This is a genomic window from Fructobacillus ficulneus, from assembly GCF_001047075.2.
In the GTDB taxonomy this organism is placed as follows: domain Bacteria; phylum Bacillota; class Bacilli; order Lactobacillales; family Lactobacillaceae; genus Fructobacillus; species Fructobacillus ficulneus.
The window spans coordinates 190,356-205,375 of the sequence record NZ_DF968000.1 but is presented as its reverse complement, the minus strand read 5'-3'; the positions used below and the strand labels follow the sequence as shown (position 1 = coordinate 205,375).

17 protein-coding genes are annotated in these 15,020 nt (G+C 48.5%); 3 read left to right on the top strand and 14 right to left on the bottom strand.

Annotation, left to right across the window (positions count from 1 at the left end):
* Window positions 1-47: 47 nt before the first annotated feature.
* From AOQ29_RS03225 to pepA, 6 genes are all read right to left on the bottom strand, one after another.
* Entirely contained in the window at window positions 48-731 is a 684-nt protein-coding gene (locus AOQ29_RS03225; RefSeq protein ID WP_061993110.1) for a helix-hairpin-helix domain-containing protein, read from the bottom strand.
* A gap of 138 nt (window positions 732-869) precedes the next feature.
* A complete protein-coding gene (coaD, locus tag AOQ29_RS03220) occupies window positions 870-1,349 on the bottom strand; it encodes a pantetheine-phosphate adenylyltransferase (RefSeq protein ID WP_061993109.1) in 480 nt (159 codons plus the stop codon).
* A gap of 18 nt (window positions 1,350-1,367) precedes the next feature.
* Window positions 1,368-1,928, bottom strand: a complete 561-nt coding sequence (rsmD, locus tag AOQ29_RS03215) for a 16S rRNA (guanine(966)-N(2))-methyltransferase RsmD (protein WP_061993108.1) — start codon at window positions 1,926-1,928, stop codon at window positions 1,368-1,370.
* Complete coding sequence (locus AOQ29_RS08375) at window positions 1,928-2,989, bottom strand: DUF2129 domain-containing protein (protein WP_083989253.1); 1,062 nt, start codon at window positions 2,987-2,989, stop codon at window positions 1,928-1,930. Before AOQ29_RS08375 ends, rsmD begins: the two co-directional genes overlap by 1 nt.
* Before the next feature lies 1 nt (window position 2,990).
* Complete coding sequence (locus AOQ29_RS03205; protein ID WP_061993107.1) at window positions 2,991-4,175, bottom strand: FtsW/RodA/SpoVE family cell cycle protein; 1,185 nt, start codon at window positions 4,173-4,175, stop codon at window positions 2,991-2,993.
* Window positions 4,175-5,248, bottom strand: coding sequence for a glutamyl aminopeptidase (pepA, locus tag AOQ29_RS03200; RefSeq protein WP_061993106.1), 1,074 nt, complete (start codon window positions 5,246-5,248; stop codon window positions 4,175-4,177). Before pepA ends, AOQ29_RS03205 begins: the two co-directional genes overlap by 1 nt.
* Window positions 5,249-5,565: 317 nt before the next feature.
* Between pepA and AOQ29_RS03195 the strand changes: the two genes are divergently transcribed.
* Both AOQ29_RS03195 and AOQ29_RS03190 read left to right on the top strand, forming a co-directional pair.
* Window positions 5,566-6,117 carry a hypothetical protein gene (locus AOQ29_RS03195; RefSeq protein WP_061993105.1) on the top strand — a complete coding sequence of 184 codons (552 nt, stop codon included), beginning with the start codon at window positions 5,566-5,568 and terminating at the stop codon, window positions 6,115-6,117.
* Between the two features lie 234 nt (window positions 6,118-6,351).
* On the top strand, window positions 6,352-7,659 hold the full coding sequence (locus AOQ29_RS03190) for an NCS2 family permease (RefSeq protein ID WP_061993104.1): 1,308 nt from the start codon (window positions 6,352-6,354) through the stop codon (window positions 7,657-7,659).
* Between the two features lie 255 nt (window positions 7,660-7,914).
* Here the strand turns inward: AOQ29_RS03190 and recN are convergent, their stop codons facing one another.
* From recN to xseA, 5 genes are read right to left on the bottom strand one after another with little or no spacing between them, the layout of a single operon-like run.
* On the bottom strand, window positions 7,915-9,600 hold the full coding sequence (gene recN, locus AOQ29_RS03185) for a DNA repair protein RecN (protein WP_061993103.1): 1,686 nt from the start codon (window positions 9,598-9,600) through the stop codon (window positions 7,915-7,917).
* Between the two features lie 24 nt (window positions 9,601-9,624).
* Window positions 9,625-10,458 carry a TlyA family RNA methyltransferase gene (locus AOQ29_RS03180; protein ID WP_061993102.1) on the bottom strand — a complete coding sequence of 278 codons (834 nt, stop codon included), beginning with the start codon at window positions 10,456-10,458 and terminating at the stop codon, window positions 9,625-9,627.
* A gap of 3 nt (window positions 10,459-10,461) precedes the next feature.
* Complete coding sequence (locus AOQ29_RS03175; RefSeq protein ID WP_061993101.1) at window positions 10,462-11,340, bottom strand: polyprenyl synthetase family protein; 879 nt, start codon at window positions 11,338-11,340, stop codon at window positions 10,462-10,464.
* Window positions 11,333-11,560, bottom strand: coding sequence for an exodeoxyribonuclease VII small subunit (locus tag AOQ29_RS03170; RefSeq protein ID WP_061993100.1), 228 nt, complete (start codon window positions 11,558-11,560; stop codon window positions 11,333-11,335). The genes AOQ29_RS03175 and AOQ29_RS03170 overlap by 8 nt, the downstream gene beginning before the upstream one ends.
* Window positions 11,553-12,830, bottom strand: a complete 1,278-nt coding sequence (gene xseA, locus AOQ29_RS03165; RefSeq protein ID WP_061993099.1) for an exodeoxyribonuclease VII large subunit — start codon at window positions 12,828-12,830, stop codon at window positions 11,553-11,555. The genes AOQ29_RS03170 and xseA overlap by 8 nt, the downstream gene beginning before the upstream one ends.
* A gap of 470 nt (window positions 12,831-13,300) precedes the next feature.
* Between xseA and AOQ29_RS03160 the strand changes: the two genes are divergently transcribed.
* The gene (locus tag AOQ29_RS03160; RefSeq protein ID WP_061993098.1) at window positions 13,301-13,552 is read left to right on the top strand and encodes a hypothetical protein; all 252 of its coding nucleotides are present in this window, start codon (window positions 13,301-13,303) and stop codon (window positions 13,550-13,552) included.
* A 218-nt stretch (window positions 13,553-13,770) separates the two neighbouring features.
* On the opposite strand, the gene AOQ29_RS03155 is transcribed toward AOQ29_RS03160, so the two are convergent.
* From AOQ29_RS03155 to AOQ29_RS03145, 3 genes are all read right to left on the bottom strand, one after another.
* Window positions 13,771-14,046, bottom strand: coding sequence for a type II toxin-antitoxin system RelE family toxin (locus AOQ29_RS03155; RefSeq protein WP_061993097.1), 276 nt, complete (start codon window positions 14,044-14,046; stop codon window positions 13,771-13,773).
* Window positions 14,043-14,258, bottom strand: coding sequence for a hypothetical protein (locus AOQ29_RS03150; RefSeq protein WP_061993096.1), 216 nt, complete (start codon window positions 14,256-14,258; stop codon window positions 14,043-14,045). The genes AOQ29_RS03155 and AOQ29_RS03150 overlap by 4 nt, the downstream gene beginning before the upstream one ends.
* 188 nt (window positions 14,259-14,446) lie before the next feature.
* Entirely contained in the window at window positions 14,447-15,016 is a 570-nt protein-coding gene (locus tag AOQ29_RS03145) for a hypothetical protein (protein WP_061993095.1), read from the bottom strand.
* Window positions 15,017-15,020: the final 4 nt, after the last annotated feature.

Here is a 15,020-nt window from a genome sequence, read left to right as displayed (position 1 = left end):
TAAGGCTCCCACTAACCAGGCGAGGACCATGTAAGACCGGCTCGTCTTCATACCGTGACCTGGTCTTTCAGCTGATCAAACCGTTTGGGGCCAATGCCACCAACCTCCTTCAAGCCATCGACCGACTGAAAGGGTCCTTGCTTTTCCCGGAAGGCCACAATCTGTTCGGCCTTCTTCGGTCCAATTCCGTCTAAGGCCTCCAAGTCTTTGGCCGTAGCGGTGTTCAAATTAACCTTGGCTTGGCCGACAGAACTACCACCACTACCGCCGCCACTTCCAGCACCAACAACACCAACCGGTGCCTGCTCCCCCTCTTTTAAAACATAGAGGACCTGACCATCGGTCAGAACCTGGGCTAAATTCAAAACGCGTTGGTCGGCCTCAGTCGTCAATCCACCAGCTTGGTGGACGGCATCCTGGACCCGGCTACCAGGCGGCAGCTTGACAACCCCCGGCTTATTGACCGCCCCCTTCACGTCCACGAGGATTGGTTCATTTGGCTTGGCTTGGGAAGCACCGGTATTAGCTGGTGGACCTGATTTTACCGGGGTCGTCCCAGCCGGGATTGACCCAGTCATTTCCACCTGGTTAGTCGGTGGACTGGCAGAGTGATGAAATAACCGGACCACTAACGCCAATAAGGCTAAAATAACCAACAGGCCAATCACCAGGTACCGCCAGTGGCGAAAGGACCAGTCTTTAATGGCTGGCCAATTAATTTTTGTCATCATAGTTCGTACCTCCAAATTAAAATATTAGACGGAAGGACGGCCCAAAATGACCAACGAATTTTAAAATTTCCCCAGAAAAAAAGCCACCCGGCTTCACACCGGTGTGGCTTTTTTTGATTTAAATCAGTAATTAAATTTTTAATCTTGATAGTGAGCGTGGAGGGCGGGTACCACAACTGCTGGTACAAACCGCTCCAATTTATCAGAACCAAATTTGGCAATTTCCTTGACCATCGATGATGAGACGTTTTGGTTCTCCGGCTTGGCCAGCAACAACACCGTTTCAACACCCGCCAAAACGGAGTTCACTTCCGCAATATCGCGTTCGTACTCGAAGTCCTTGCCATTTCGCAAACCACGGACCAGGTACTTAGCACCGATGGCTTCCATGTAATCAACGGTCAGTCCTTCGACTTGACCGACGGTCACATTAGGCAAGCCAGCAACGGCTGTTTGAACCAAGGCCAACCGTTCGGCCGGAGTAAAGAGGCCCCGCTTATTGGTATTGATTCCCACTGCCACAACCACCTCATCAAAAAGTTCAGATGCTCGCTCGATAATGTCGAGATGACCATTGGTCAACGGGTCAAAGGACCCTGGAAAAACTGCTTTTCTCATCTGTTCGCCCCTTCTCTCTTACTCGGTCGGTGCATACCGATACAACGACACCCGGGTAATCCCATAATCTTTTTGCTTAATTAATTCCAAGTTTGGACTTGGTTCAGGCAAGTCGGCGACCTGGTCGGATTCAATCATGATAATTGCATCTTCGGCCAAGAGACCGCCAGTTTCCATGGCCAAGAGGTCAGCCTTTAATTTTTCTTTGGCATAGGGTGGGTCGAGCAAGACCAGGCGGAACTGCGTCCCCTGGCTAGCCAACCGTGTCAAAGCCGAAGCAGCTGGCACCTTTAAGACCGTGAAGCTGTCTTCGTGGTGGGTCTTAGCGATGTTCTTTTCAATCACCTCGATGGCTGCCTTTTGTCGGTCAACCAGGACCGCGTGGTCCATTCCCCGCGAAACCGCTTCAATGCCGAGGCCACCAGTCCCGGCGTACAAATCAAGGACCTGACCGCCGTTGAGGTAAGGCATCAACATCGAGAAAATTGCCTCTTTAATCTTATCCGTGGTTGGCCGTGTTTCCCGGCCCTTGACGGCATCAAGCCGCAAGCCACCAAAACTTCCTGCAATTACCCGCATTATCCTTGTTCCTTTTGCTTGGCTTGGTCCTTAGTGGAACCAGCCTGGTTTTTCTTTTCTTGTCCTGACCGTCGTTGGTTGGACTTGCCCTGATTAGGACGGGCCTTTTGGTCTTTATTCCGGTTTTGACCCCGATTTTGACCTTGGTCAGCTGTCTTGGCTGACTGACTCTGATTTTGACCAGTAGCTGGACCTTGACTCTTAGGCCGCTTTGGTCGGTTGCCCGTCCGCTTCTGGCCTGGCTTCGAACTCTGCTTTGGCTTTGAACCTTGGTCCGCTTTGGCACTTTGGTTCGATTTTTGACCTTGTCCAGATATTGAACCCTGCTTAGCCTTAGGGCCTTGACCAGGTTTTGGTCCTTGCTTGGACTTAGAATTTTGGCCTTGCTTAGGTCGGGCTTGGTTCCCCCGACCCTGATTACCAGCTTTGGCCGAACCCTTTTGCCCGTTCCGACTTTCGGAACCCGACTTCGAACCACTTTGACGCGAATTCCGGCGTGACCGACTTGGCCGCTTTGACGACCGATTACCATTCTGCTTGGTAACTGGCTCAGGATCCTTAGCTAAGTCCGGCAAGCCCAGACCGAGGTCCTGGCTCAATGGCACCGTTAGGTCCAAGTCCTCTTGCCCACGCAAATCATTATTTTGGGCCAATTGGCTGGCTGAGAAGCTGACCTGGGCCTGGTTGGTCTGTTGAGACTCAGACTGGCTAGCGGCTGCTGACTGAGAGTTCATTTGACTGTCCAGACTATCAGACTGGTCCGTCTGATCTTCACTAGCTTCATCTTGGGCCTGGTCGTAGGCCTCAAAAAAGACGTCGTCATGGACGTCGCCAAAGTCAGGGTCGATTTCTGGACGGGGCGAAACACTTACCGCCTTGACAAAGCGGTATTGGTTCAACTTATCCACCAAGGTCTCAACCTGGTCTTCGTCGACATACAATTCAACGTAGGACATCTTTTCCGAGATATAGGTGATGTCACCGAATTTTTTCAATTGATCGATGTGCTTGAACCCTTCCAAATAAACAAAGAGGGCTCGGCGTGCGTTCATTTTAAACATATTAACGTTTCAATTCCCTTCGGGCAGCATAATCAAGTGGGTCTGGTGCCACGATTTGTTTGTCCTTGGCAGCGATGTTCAAGGCAAGGCCAACGGCCGCCGAGAAGAAGACAAAGGATGATCCTCCACCTGAAATAAAGGGGAAAACAACCCCGGTAATTGGTAAGAGGCCTAAGACCCCGCCCATATTAACAAAGGCCTGCATCAACATTAGCCCTGCTAGACCGTACAAGAACAGCCGGTTGTACTGGCTCTTCTGGCGGATGCCAACCAAAACCAAGCGGCCAATCAAAAAGAGTAAGACAATCAAGACCAAGGTAACAAGGACTGCCCCCAATTCCTCGGCCGCCACCGCCATGATAAAGTCGGTATTTGATTCCGGTAAGTAAGGCTTCAACAGTGAATTTCCCAGGCCGACTCCGAAAAGCCCCCCGTGAGAAATTGCATAGTAGGCATAAAGTAACTGCCGGCTCTGGTCCACATTATACCAAGGATTGACGAAGTTGGTTAGTCGCCGGACCGCATAGGAAGATGATTGGCCCAAATGAAAGATGCCGATGATGTTCGGTAAGAACAACAAGACCACAAAAAAGAGAAGCATCCAGGTAAAGGCCGTTCGAAAGGCCATCCCCGAAGCCATCATCATCAACAGCAAAACCGCCATGGTGATGAACATATTTCCCAAATCGGGCATCAGTAAGTTCATCCCCAGCAAAATTGCTGGCCAGAACAACTTCTGCAACATTCCCGGCTCCAACCAGACTCGGATATGGTAGCTCAACCCGCGGTGAGGCTCCCAGGGCTTTTTCTCAAACCATTTGGCAAAGTATAAAATCAAAACAATTTTTGACAGCTCGACCGGCTGCAAGGTCACCGGTCCCAAATTAATCCAACCGTGGGCCCCGTTAATCGCCGGGGCTAAGCGGGCAGCAGCCAGCAACAAAAAGGTCCCAAATAATAGGAAGTTTAAAAGATTTTGTGACTTTAACGCCGAGATATTGAGTCGAAAGGTCACAAAGGCCACGACCCAACCAATCAAAACAAAGATGGCTTGTTTTGAAATTGACATGACCGGCGATAAATAAGCATTTTGCGTCGCCGAAAAAACCATCACGATTCCGATGGCTGACAAAATAGCGTAAGGAACCGCTATCCAATAATCCAGGCGATGTAGTTTCTTAAACATTAGTGCTCCACAATATCTTGATAAACGCTTTCATCTAATGACTTAGCCAAAGCCACCACTAATTCTTGAGCGGCTTCAAAGTCAGGAATTGACCAAACCGTTTCGTGGGTATGGATGTAGCGAGAAGCAACACCCAAGGCTACGGCCGGCAAACCAAAGTCTTGACCTTGGACCCCACCGGCATCGGTTCCACCCTTCGAAACAAAGTATTGGTAAGGAATATGATTATCTTCGGCTGTTTGGAGGATAAATTCCTTCAATCGTGGCGAAGTAACCACCGTTGGATCAAAGACCCGAATCAAAGTTCCCTGGTCCATTAAGCCTTGGCGGCCGACTGTCCCATCAACATCGTTAGCAGCTGATGAATCAACTGCAAAGAAAATATCTGGTTTCAATTGGTTAACCGCTGGCTTAGCCCCGCGAAGACCAACTTCTTCCTGGACGTTAGCTCCGGCAATCAAGGTGTTTGGTGTTTCTACACCTTGCAACTTTTCCAAGGCAGTCAAAATCGTTACAACCCCAAAACGGTTGTCATAGGCCTTGGAAACGGCCCGGTTAGGGTTGGCCAACCGTTGCGTTTGTGTCTTTGGCACGATAAAGTCACCAGGACGAACACCAAAGCTTTGAGCCTGGTCAGCTGATTCAAAACCAGCATCGAAAAGAATGTCATCGATGGTCAAGGTTCCTTGGCCCCCAGTCTTGCCTCGCAACAAATGAGGTGAAACAGATGATGAGACAACTGGGTACTGACCATTCTTAGTAAAGAGCGTAAAGCGGTGAGCCGAAACCGTCATCGGGTTCCAGCCACCCAAAGCAACCACCTGCAAGGCTCCCGTTGGCAAGATGCCAGAAACCATGAAGCCGACCTCATCCATGTGGGCGGCGAACATTACTCGTGGCCCATCGGATTGTTCGTTCTTCACTCCGAAGACGCCACCCAAGTTGTTTTGGTAAACTTGGTCCACCAAGGGCGTCAAGTCCTCTTTGAAAGCCTGGCGTACCAAGCTTTCCTGTCCCGAGGTTCCCTGTAGTTCCGTGTACTTAACCAGTTGGTCCCAAGTGTGTTGATCCATAACGCCCTCCTCAAGGTCTTTTATAATAGTAATAAAGTATCCTTATTATAGCCCAGAATGGGAATTCTTGGCAAAATTAACCACTCTAATTTTTAAATTGATTCGGATAATCCCCACCCAAAATTAAAATAAGGTTCCGCGACATTTTTTACAAAACGACAACAAAGTGAATGTTTTCTATTTAAAACGTCCTTTTTAGAAATATTGACGTTTTATTGCCGTTTTAGTCACAAAAACATAACCATTCACAGATTAAATGAAGATTATAATTCGAGTAGTTACTCGAAATATTAAATGGGAAAAAGAGGGAAGCTATTATGATGAATAGAAAAACTTTGTACAAAAACAAGGCCGTTAAAAAATGGTCAATGAAGCGTAAGATGACTGTTGGGGCTGTTGCCGCGACAATGGTCTTCGGTGTTGGAGCATTCGCCGATACTACTGGCGTTGCTACAATTTCTCCATCAGCAGCAGCTAATGGAGCATACACAAAATCCGTTCAGTTTCTTGAACAGTCAGTTACTGCTTTAACTTCTGCCTTAACCCTTTCAAACCAAAATTTGGTTAGAGAAAAGCAACAACATCAGCAAGATGTTTTGAAGGGTAATGACAACCTAAATACTGTACAACAAAACTTCGCGGCTGCAGCTGTTGGTTCAGGAACTCAAGTTGAAGTGGATAATGCTTCGAAGGCTCTTACTAATGCTAATAATGCTAATAATTACAATGCAAAAAATGATGGCAGCGTAAATTCTACCTCTACCATTACTGGTAATGTTGATACAACTCAAAATTACGTAGCACCAACGGCACCATCAACAAACAATTCAGTAGCCGCTGCTAATGCTGCTAGTGCTGCTACTAATTAATTTCTTTTCTACTTCAAAAAGCCAATCCGTTGGCTTTTTATTTTGTCCGCATTTCCATTATAAAACCAACATATTATTCTCATTTACAATTAATAATAAGAATAAAGGCAAACTTTTGTTTTTATTTCTAATTAATGTTCGTATTTATTTCTTAAATTAATTAAATTTATTCAGACATGTCCCTTCAAGACTGCTAAAATATTCAAGTAGGAAAAATATTATAAGGAGTTACACATGTCCTTCATCTCATCATATTTTCAATTCGATAAATTAGGAACAACATTTAAACGTGAAGTTCTTGCCGGCTTGACCACCTTCGTGGCCATGTCATACATTCTCTTCTTGAACCCTTCTGTCTTGGGTGACGCAGGAATGAACAAGGGTGCGGTCTTTACCGCCACAGCAATCGCCTCAGCGGTTGCGACCATCTTCATGGGAATCGTTGCCCGCTACCCAATCGCCATTGCCCCAGGGCTTGGTGTTAATGCCTTCTTCGCTTATTCCGTTGTTATTGGGATGGGTGTTAAATGGCAAACAGCCATGGCTGGAATTTTGGTTGCGGCGATTATCTTCTTACTCTTAACAATGTTTAAGATTCGTGAAAAGATTATCGACGCCATTCCTGCCGACCTTAAGATTGCCATCGCAGCCGGAATTGGACTTTTCATCGCCTTTATCGGTTTGCACAACGCCGGTTTGATTATCGCCGACAAGGATACCATGGTCGCCATGGGATCCTTGGTTGACCACCAAACTTGGTTAGCCATCTTCGGTATCCTCTTAACTTTGGTTCTTTTGGCCCGCAATACTCCTGCCGCCATCTTTGTTGGTATGGTTGGAACGGCCATTGTTGGTTTGATTTTTGGCCTTGTTAAGTTGCCCCATTCATTAATTTCAACTGCCCCATCATTGAAGCCAACCTTCGGGGTGGCCTTCAACAACCTTGGTCACATCGATACCTTCCAAATGTGGGTCGTTGTTTTGACCTTCCTGATTGTTACCTTCTTCGATACTGCCGGTACTTTGATTGGTTTGACTGAACAAGCCGGTTTGATGAAGGATGGAAAGATGCCTCGTGCCGGTAAGGCCTTGATGTCTGATGCCGTTGGAATGACTGTTGGTGCCGTTTTGGGAACTTCACCAACTTCAGCATACGTTGAATCATCATCAGGAATCGCCGTTGGTGGTCGTTCAGGATTGACTTCAGTCGTAACTGGTTTGCTCTTCTTCGCCTCATTGCTCTTCTCACCATTGTTGGCCGTCGTCACTAACCAAGTGACTGCTCCAGCCTTGATTGTGGTTGGAATCATGATGGCTAAGAACTTGCAAAAGATTAACTGGGATGACTTGGGTATCGCCGCACCAGCCTTCATGGTTGTTATCGGTATGCCGTTGACTTACTCAATCTCAGATGGTATCGCCTTGGGCTTCATCGTTTACCCAATTACGATGATTGCTACTAAGCGTGCTAAGGAAGTGAACTGGTTGATGTACCTCTTGGCCGTCATCTTCGTCTTCTTCCTCTACTACACCCATAACTAAAGCAAATTAAAAACAGCTTGGTCGTCATGACCAAGCTGTTTTTCTGTGGACTAAATATTCAATTGAAAAGGACCCTCTTGCACTGAGGGTCCTCCAAGGAAGGCATGGGATTTCTACGATTTCTGTTTTGATTATAACATCGCAAATCAGTAAATTAAAGTCACTTTCATCTCACACAAAAACCGCTCAAGTTCTTATTCAGAACCTGGGCGGTTTTAATTTGTATGGCTGATTTGCGTCAGTCCTTTAGCACTTTTATTCTTGGGCCTTGGTCCGTAAGTCCTTAGCATTGGCCAAAGCGGCTTCGGTGATCTGGTTCCCAGAAAGCATCATCGCAATCGCTTGGTCGCGGTCTGCTTCCGGCAAGTCCTTAACGGAAGTCACTGTTCGTTCATTTTGGTTGAACTTCTCGATCAAAAAATGGTGGTTAGCAGCGGCGGCCACTTGTGGCAAATGGGTGATAGCCAAGACCTGGGTCTTGTCACTAATTGTCCGCATCTTGCGGGCAATCGCCGAACCAACACGACCGGAAACCCCGGTATCGATTTCATCGAAGACAACCGTTGGCAAGCCCTGTTGGGCGATGAAGATGGTCTTCAAGGCCAGCATCAGTCGGGAAGCTTCCCCACCCGATGCAGCCTTTTCAAGGGGCTTGCTGCCCTCACCCTGGTTGGTTTGGACATAGAAGGCAATCTTATCAGCCCCGGAAGGCAAAAAGCCGTTCACGGGCGTAAATTGGATTTCAAAGTAGGCCTGTTCCATTAACAAGTCCGCTAACTCTTCGTTGACCGCCTCTTCCAAGGCCTTGGCAATCTTTTGCCGGGTCTTGGTTAAGGTCTGGGCCGCAGCTTCGATTTTTTCACGAACCGCGTCCTTTTCCTTGGTTAAGGCTTCCAAATCAAAGGACCCACCGTCCAAGTCGGCTAACTCTTCTTCAACCTTGGCTTGGAAGGCCAAGATTTCTTCGACAGAGTCACCGTACTTCCGTTTCAAGTTATGAATTACCTGGAGGCGGTCGTCGATTTCGACCAAGGCGCCCTCGTCAAAGGTCAAAGAAGACACGGCCTCATCGAGGTCGCGGCCGGCATCTTGGGCGGCATAGTAGGCTTCCGATAGGGACTGAGCTAAGTTCTCATAGTCCTTGTCATAGGAAGCCGCCTGGGTCATCGCCTGGTGGGCCGCAGCCAAAAGGTCAACGGCGCCCCCATCCAAACCGGGATTCAAGGCCTGTTGGGCCTGGTCCAAGGCATCCGCAATTTTCTTGTGGTTGGCTAGCTTGGACCGGTCGGCGTTCAACTGGTCTTCTTCGCCCGGTTGGAGGTTGGCTTCCTTCAATTCTTCCTGTTGAAAGGAAAGGAGGTCGAGCCGTTGGTTCAGGTCCTGACGGCGATTTTTCAACCGGTCAATCTGCTGGGCCAATTCCTTATAGCGGTCAAAGACCTTTTGATAGACCGCCTGGGCCTTCTTCAAGTCCGATCCACCAAAGTCATCGAGCAAGGACAAATGATGGTCAGGGTCGAGCAAGAGCGAGGTGTCGTGCTGTCCTTGAATTTCAACCAATTGTGATCCTAGGTCGGCTAAGACCTTCAAAGGAACGAGGAGCCCGTTAATCCGAACTACCGACCGGCCCTTTTGGTTGAACTCCCGGTAGATGACGACCTGGTTGTCTTCACCCAAATCAATCCCGGCCGCGGCAAACTGGTCGCGCAAGCCAGCAGCCCGGTCACCTGTCACCGAAAAGATGGCCTGCAAGACGGCCTTGTCGGCCCCCTTCCGTAACATCTCGGAACTCGCCCGGCCACCAGTCACCATGGCCAAAGCATCGATGATGATTGATTTTCCGGCCCCGGTTTCCCCGGTCAAAACGGTTAACTGGTCGTCAAAAGCCAGGTCAACTTGGTCAATAATCGCAAAATTTTGTATGGTTAATTGTTCAAGCATCGGGCATCCTTTCCAGTCGTTGGTTTAATCCTGCTTGCCCGCCTGGTCTAACTGGCTGTGGGCTTCTTGGACAACTTGGTCAATCGACAAACTTGGGTCTACTTGGGCTTCGTCGGTCCGTTCCAACCAGGCCAAGAACTCAATGTTTCCTTGCCCACCCTTAATTGGTGAGTAAGTCAGTCCCTTGACGGTGAAACCGTTGGCGACCATCATTGGCAGGGTTTGTTCCAGAACCTGGCGGTGGACTGCTGGGTCCTTGATAATCCCGTGCTTACCGATGGCTTCCCGGCCGGCTTCGAATTGGGGCTTAATCAAGGCCGCCACTTCACCACCGGTAGCCAGGATGTCCTTCAAGGTTGGCAAAATCAAACCTAAGGAAATGAAGGACACATCGATTGTTGCCCGGGTTGGTTGTCCTTCCATAAAGTCGTCCAACTTTGAGTAACGGAAATTGGTATTTTCCATCACCGTCACCCGTTCGTCAATCCGTAACTTCCAGGCGAGTTGGTTAGTTCCCACGTCCAAGGCATAAACGTGCTTAGCACCGTTTTGGAGGGCAACGTCGGTAAAGCCACCGGTTGAAGAACCAATGTCCAAAACCATTTGGTCGGTCATGACCATGCCAAAGGTTTCGATGGCCTTAACGAGCTTGTAGCCACCCCGTGAAACGAAGGGCAAGGGTTGGCCCTTAAAGTGTAATTCAGTTGTGACGGGAATCTTCTGCCCGGCCTTGTCCAGCCGTTCTTCGTTCGTGCCCAAGATTTGGCCGGCCATGATGGCCCGCTTGGCTTGTTCGCGGGAAGTGAATAACCCCTGTTGGACGAGTAAGATGTCCACGCGTTCTTTTGCTACTGCCACAGTTTATGCTCCAATTTGCGCCAAAAGGCTTGTTAATAATTCTGAATCAAAATTCATCTCGGCTTGGGTCAACTGGTCCAAGGCGGCTTGCGCCCGGTCTTTCAGTTGTTGGGCCAAGTCTTGCGCCTGGTCTAAGCCGACCAAATGAACCAAGGACACGACGCCTTCGCGGGCGTCCTGGTCATAGTCATCCAAGTCGTCTTTGATTTGGAAGAGGAGGCCCAAGGCTCCGGCATATTCGCCCAGCAAATCAATACTGGTATGAGCCAAGCCAAGGTACTGGCCACCAAGGAGCGCTGCGGCCTGCAAGAGGTCGGCGGTCTTCTTCTGGTAGACCTGGTCCAAGACGGCGGCTAAGGCCACCTGGTCTTCATTGGTATCGTGGTTGGCCATGTCGAGAACTTGTCCTAGGACCATCCCCCGTGCTCCTGCCTTGGTAGCTAAAGTTTGGACCATCGCTACCTGGCGGTCAGCCTTCAAATCCGGCACCGTTGCCAAAAGTGAAAAGGCCCCGGCTTGCAAGGCATCCCCGACCAAAACCGCACTGGCCGGACCGTACAAGGCATGGACCGACAACTGACCACGTCGGTAGGTATCGTTATCCATGGCTGGCAGGTCATCGTGAACCAAGGAATAGGCATGAATCCATTCCAGAGCCGTTGCCGTCTGCAAGGCAGACGGATTGATTTCTTCCCCGAAGGAGTCAATCACCGCCAAGGCCAGCAAAGGACGGAGGCGCTTGCCCGGTGTTAGTAAGGCGTAAGTTAACATAGCCACCCAAGTTTGTGGGGCCGTTGGTCCCGCCTGAGTTACCACCTCGGCCCGCAGGGTTTCATTAACCTGGGGCTGGTAAGTGGCCATAAAGTCTTTAAATTTAGTCATTGTTCGTTAGTTCCAAATCCGTCATTGACCCATCGTCGTTCATGACTTTGGCTAAGGTTTTTTCGGCCTCTTGCAAAGTCTTTTGCAAGTCCTTGGCCAGGGTGACGCCGGTTTTAAAATCGGTCAAGGCGGTTTCCAATGGCCGGTCGCCCTTTTCCAAGGCGGTCACGATAGTCTCGAGTTGTTTTAATTTTGCTTCAAAAGTTAATTCTTCAGTCATCTTCTTCTCCTGTAACTTGGGCGGGTACCTGCCCATCGGCAAAGGTCAAATGAATTTGGTCGCCAACCGCTAAGTCGGTCGTCTTTTTGACGACCTTGTCGCCGGGTCCGCGGACAATCGTGTAGCCAGACCCTAAAATCTTCAAGGGTGAAACCAAGTCGAGCTTCGCCGCCGCCAAAGATAGAGCCTCCTGGTAAGGACGGAGGATTTGGTCTTGTTGCTGGGCTAGCCGACTGCCAGCCCGGTCAAAGGCATACTTCTTCTGGTCCAGGTCCTGGCTAAAGCCACGGGTCAGCCGTGATACCAAGTGGTCAACCTCTTGTTGGTAGGCCGTGTATAACCGGTCGGGTTGGGTCATGATTGGTCGACTCAAAATTTGGTCCAGGTAGGCCTGGCGGCTTTGGACCGTCTGTTGTCCCGCCACCACTAACCGAGTCTTCAATTCAAAGACCCGGTCGACCAAGTTTTGTTTGGTGATTGGCGTAGCCAATTCAGCGGCGGCCGTTGGGGTCGCTGCCCGACGGTCGGCCACATAGTCGACCAAGGTATTGTCTGTTTCGTGACCAACCGAAGCAATGATTGGTGTCTGCAAGGCCGCAACCTTGCGGACCAGGCGTTCATCGTTAAAGGCCCAGAGGTCTTCAATCGAGCCACCACCACGACCGATAATCGCGGTATCAAAGCCAAGCTGGTCGACCTTATCGAGTTGGGTCAAGAGCGATGGGACTGCTCCCTCACCCTGGACTACTGCCGGTAACAAGACCACCTGCGCCTGGGGCAACCGCCGCTCGACTGTCTTCGCGACATCTTCGACAACGGCTCCGGTTGGTGAGGTAATGACGGCAATCTTCTTGGGCAAGGCCGGAATGGCCTTCTTTTCCTGGCTAAAGAGCCCTTCCTTAGTCAGCTTTTCCTTCAACTGTTCCAAGGCCAAGAAGAGGTCACCGACCCCGTCCGGGGTCATTTGGTCTAAGATGATCGAGTATGACCCGGATGGCTCGTAAATCTGAACCCGGCCGATGGCCATGACCTTCATCCCATCCCGCGGTTCAAACTTTAACCGCCGTTGGTAAGAAAACATCGTGGCCCGGATAACGGCCTTGCCGTTGGGGTCCTTGATTGAAAAGTAGAGGTGGTTTCCCTTGCGGTTTCCCAGGTTGGAAATTTCACCAGTCAAATAAACCTTACCGAGGTAAGGGTCTTGGTCAAACTTCGCTTTAAGGTAGCCGGTCAAGGCCTGGACCGTTAGGTATTTGGACGTTTCTTCCATGAAAGTCTCCCATCATGTTTGCTTATTAGTATTATACCAGACAAAGGCTGGGCGATTGTAGTGGCTGGGGGTTCTAAAAAGTCTTTTATGATTGAATTTTGTCTAAAAAGTTATTTGCATAGTAAAAAGACAGTTAACCGTAGTTAACTGTCTAGTTTGGCATGCCAGATTACGCTCTGACGGGCGGCTTGAAGCAGTCAAGTTCAAGCAAGTCTACGTCACCGCAGCCGAAGCTACTAGTCATGGTGAGATAAAGGAATTCCACAATTTCTTTACCACCTACGCCAAATCCGAGGCTTGGAAATTAATCCTGTAGGCCGTGTGAGCGTCCTAATGACGCTTTCGACTCATCGCATACCTTTATTATGCCAGGTCTGCAGGCAAAAGGCAAGTCTTTTCTGGTTAGGTACTGACCAATCATCCCCAATATTAGCCAAACTTGAACAAGCCACCTATCGTATAATAGACCTATGTTAATAATCGAAAAAATCAAGACAAAAGAATTAGTTTCCTTCGGTCCCGCCATCGACCGCGAATGGGCCGACCTGGCCCTGCCCGAAATGGATCAAAGTCCCAAGGACTTGGTCAAGGCTGTTATCGAAGCCTATGACCTCGGCGAATTAATGGCCCAGGCCCACACCTCAAATCCCAGCGTTTTAAAGGCGACCGTTGAAAAGGACCAGCAATCCTTCCACCTTTCCGCCCATGTCAGAATTGATTAATTAAAAATTTTTGTCAGGCCCGCTTTCTATATTTTAGATGCGGGTTTTTATTAAAAATGAATCAGAGAAAGAAAAAAAGTTCCGTTTGCGAACGGAACTTCTAAAATGGGGAGAAATGCTCCTCTATTTACTAAATATATTGTAGCACTAAGGCCTAGTAAAACAATAAAAAGTCACTATTCTAGTTGACTGAAAGTAATGACTCATTTCTTGAAATATTAAAATTTATTTTGATAAATATCACTTCGTTTTCCAGTCTTTAAGACAACGACAATAAATTCATCATCAATAATATCAGCAATAATCCGATACTTACCAACTCGATATCGCCATAGAGTTTTAAATTCACCCTCGAGGGCCTTACCATAAATCCTTGGATTTTTTCCAGAACTAATATTTGTTTCCAGCCAATTATAAATTCTTCGTTGAACAGGGTAATCCAATTTACTAAATTGTTTTTCTGCTTTACTATCGAATTTCCAGCTATACTTCATAGTCCGAACCTAGACTTTATTTGCTCTGCAGAAACGTATTCACGATTTTTTGCATGGATAACTTCCATAGCTTCTTCATAGTCTTCATTATCCTGGCGTGCTTCCTCAATCAAATCAGATAGAATTTTTTTTGTTGTTATGCCTTTTACATTGGCTAACTTTTCAACCCATGCCATAGTATCGTCTTGTAATTTTATACTTGTTACACGCATAATTTTCTCCTTTCGACTTATTTTCAAATTCAGTATAACGCCCTCGTTCACCACCCGTCAATTCACTCACCCGCCCCAAAATGAACATGTCTCTTCCATTCTGGGACCCCTTAAAAATATAATCTAACCAAAGCCAAGAAAAAAGGAGGCCCCACGACACACGTCGTGTCCAGGCCTCCTTCATTCAGTTATTTTTTAGTCGTTTTCTTAGCTTTTTTAGTAGCCTTACCACCATCGGCTTCTTCAGCCTTTTCTGCTTCTGCTTCAGCCTTTTCTGCTTCAGCGGCCGCTGCGGCTTCTTCCGCTTGGTTCTTTTGGTTTTCTTGGATGGCCTGCAATTGATCATCAAACCAGGCAGCAGCCTTGGCAAAGACCCCTTCATGGTCGTCCAAGAGGGCGGCCAGGGAAGCAACCTTGGCAATCTGCAACCGTGACTTGGAAACAAATGGGTTGTCGACAATCATATAGACCTGGAGGTCATAGTCTTGGTCGGCATAAACCAGCTTCTTTTCCTGGTTCGTGTACCGCAATGGCAAGTTAATGACGTTGACTTCTAATGAGAAGGTTGTCCCACCCTCTTCGATTCCACCGTCAACGTCCAAACTAGCCTTAGCCAAGTTTTCCTTTTGGGCTAATGGTAAAAAGGCAGCGAACAAGGCATCCAAATCAAGGACTTGGCCATCCTGGCCGGTAACGGTTTCTTGTGCGTAGGTTTGTTCTTCAATTTGGTCTAAAATGGCTTGGCCGGTGATTTGCATTGCG

Bases quoted from the DNA above. Each gene is read 5' to 3' on its own strand.
- AOQ29_RS03225 (WP_061993110.1), bottom strand. From the start codon at position 731: ATGATGACAAAAATTAATTGGCCAGCCATTAAAGACTGGTCCTTTCGC.
- coaD (WP_061993109.1), bottom strand. From the start codon at position 1,349: ATGAGAAAAGCAGTTTTTCCAGGGTCCTTTGACCCGTTGACCAATGGT.
- rsmD (WP_061993108.1), bottom strand. From the start codon at position 1,928: ATGCGGGTAATTGCAGGAAGTTTTGGTGGCTTGCGGCTTGATGCCGTC.
- AOQ29_RS08375 (WP_083989253.1), bottom strand. From the start codon at position 2,989: ATGTTTAAAATGAACGCACGCCGAGCCCTCTTTGTTTATTTGGAAGGG.
- AOQ29_RS03205 (WP_061993107.1), bottom strand. From the start codon at position 4,175: ATGTTTAAGAAACTACATCGCCTGGATTATTGGATAGCGGTTCCTTAC.
- pepA (WP_061993106.1), bottom strand. From the start codon at position 5,248: ATGGATCAACACACTTGGGACCAACTGGTTAAGTACACGGAACTACAG.
- AOQ29_RS03195 (WP_061993105.1), top strand. From the start codon at position 5,566: ATGATGAATAGAAAAACTTTGTACAAAAACAAGGCCGTTAAAAAATGG.
- AOQ29_RS03190 (WP_061993104.1), top strand. From the start codon at position 6,352: ATGTCCTTCATCTCATCATATTTTCAATTCGATAAATTAGGAACAACA.
- recN (WP_061993103.1), bottom strand. From the start codon at position 9,600: ATGCTTGAACAATTAACCATACAAAATTTTGCGATTATTGACCAAGTT.
- AOQ29_RS03175 (WP_061993101.1), bottom strand. From the start codon at position 11,340: ATGACTAAATTTAAAGACTTTATGGCCACTTACCAGCCCCAGGTTAAT.
- AOQ29_RS03170 (WP_061993100.1), bottom strand. From the start codon at position 11,560: ATGACTGAAGAATTAACTTTTGAAGCAAAATTAAAACAACTCGAGACT.
- xseA (WP_061993099.1), bottom strand. From the start codon at position 12,830: ATGGAAGAAACGTCCAAATACCTAACGGTCCAGGCCTTGACCGGCTAC.
- AOQ29_RS03160 (WP_061993098.1), top strand. From the start codon at position 13,301: ATGTTAATAATCGAAAAAATCAAGACAAAAGAATTAGTTTCCTTCGGT.
- AOQ29_RS03155 (WP_061993097.1), bottom strand. From the start codon at position 14,046: ATGAAGTATAGCTGGAAATTCGATAGTAAAGCAGAAAAACAATTTAGT.
- AOQ29_RS03150 (WP_061993096.1), bottom strand. From the start codon at position 14,258: ATGCGTGTAACAAGTATAAAATTACAAGACGATACTATGGCATGGGTT.
- AOQ29_RS03145 (WP_061993095.1), bottom strand. From the start codon at position 15,016: ATGCAAATCACCGGCCAAGCCATTTTAGACCAAATTGAAGAACAAACC.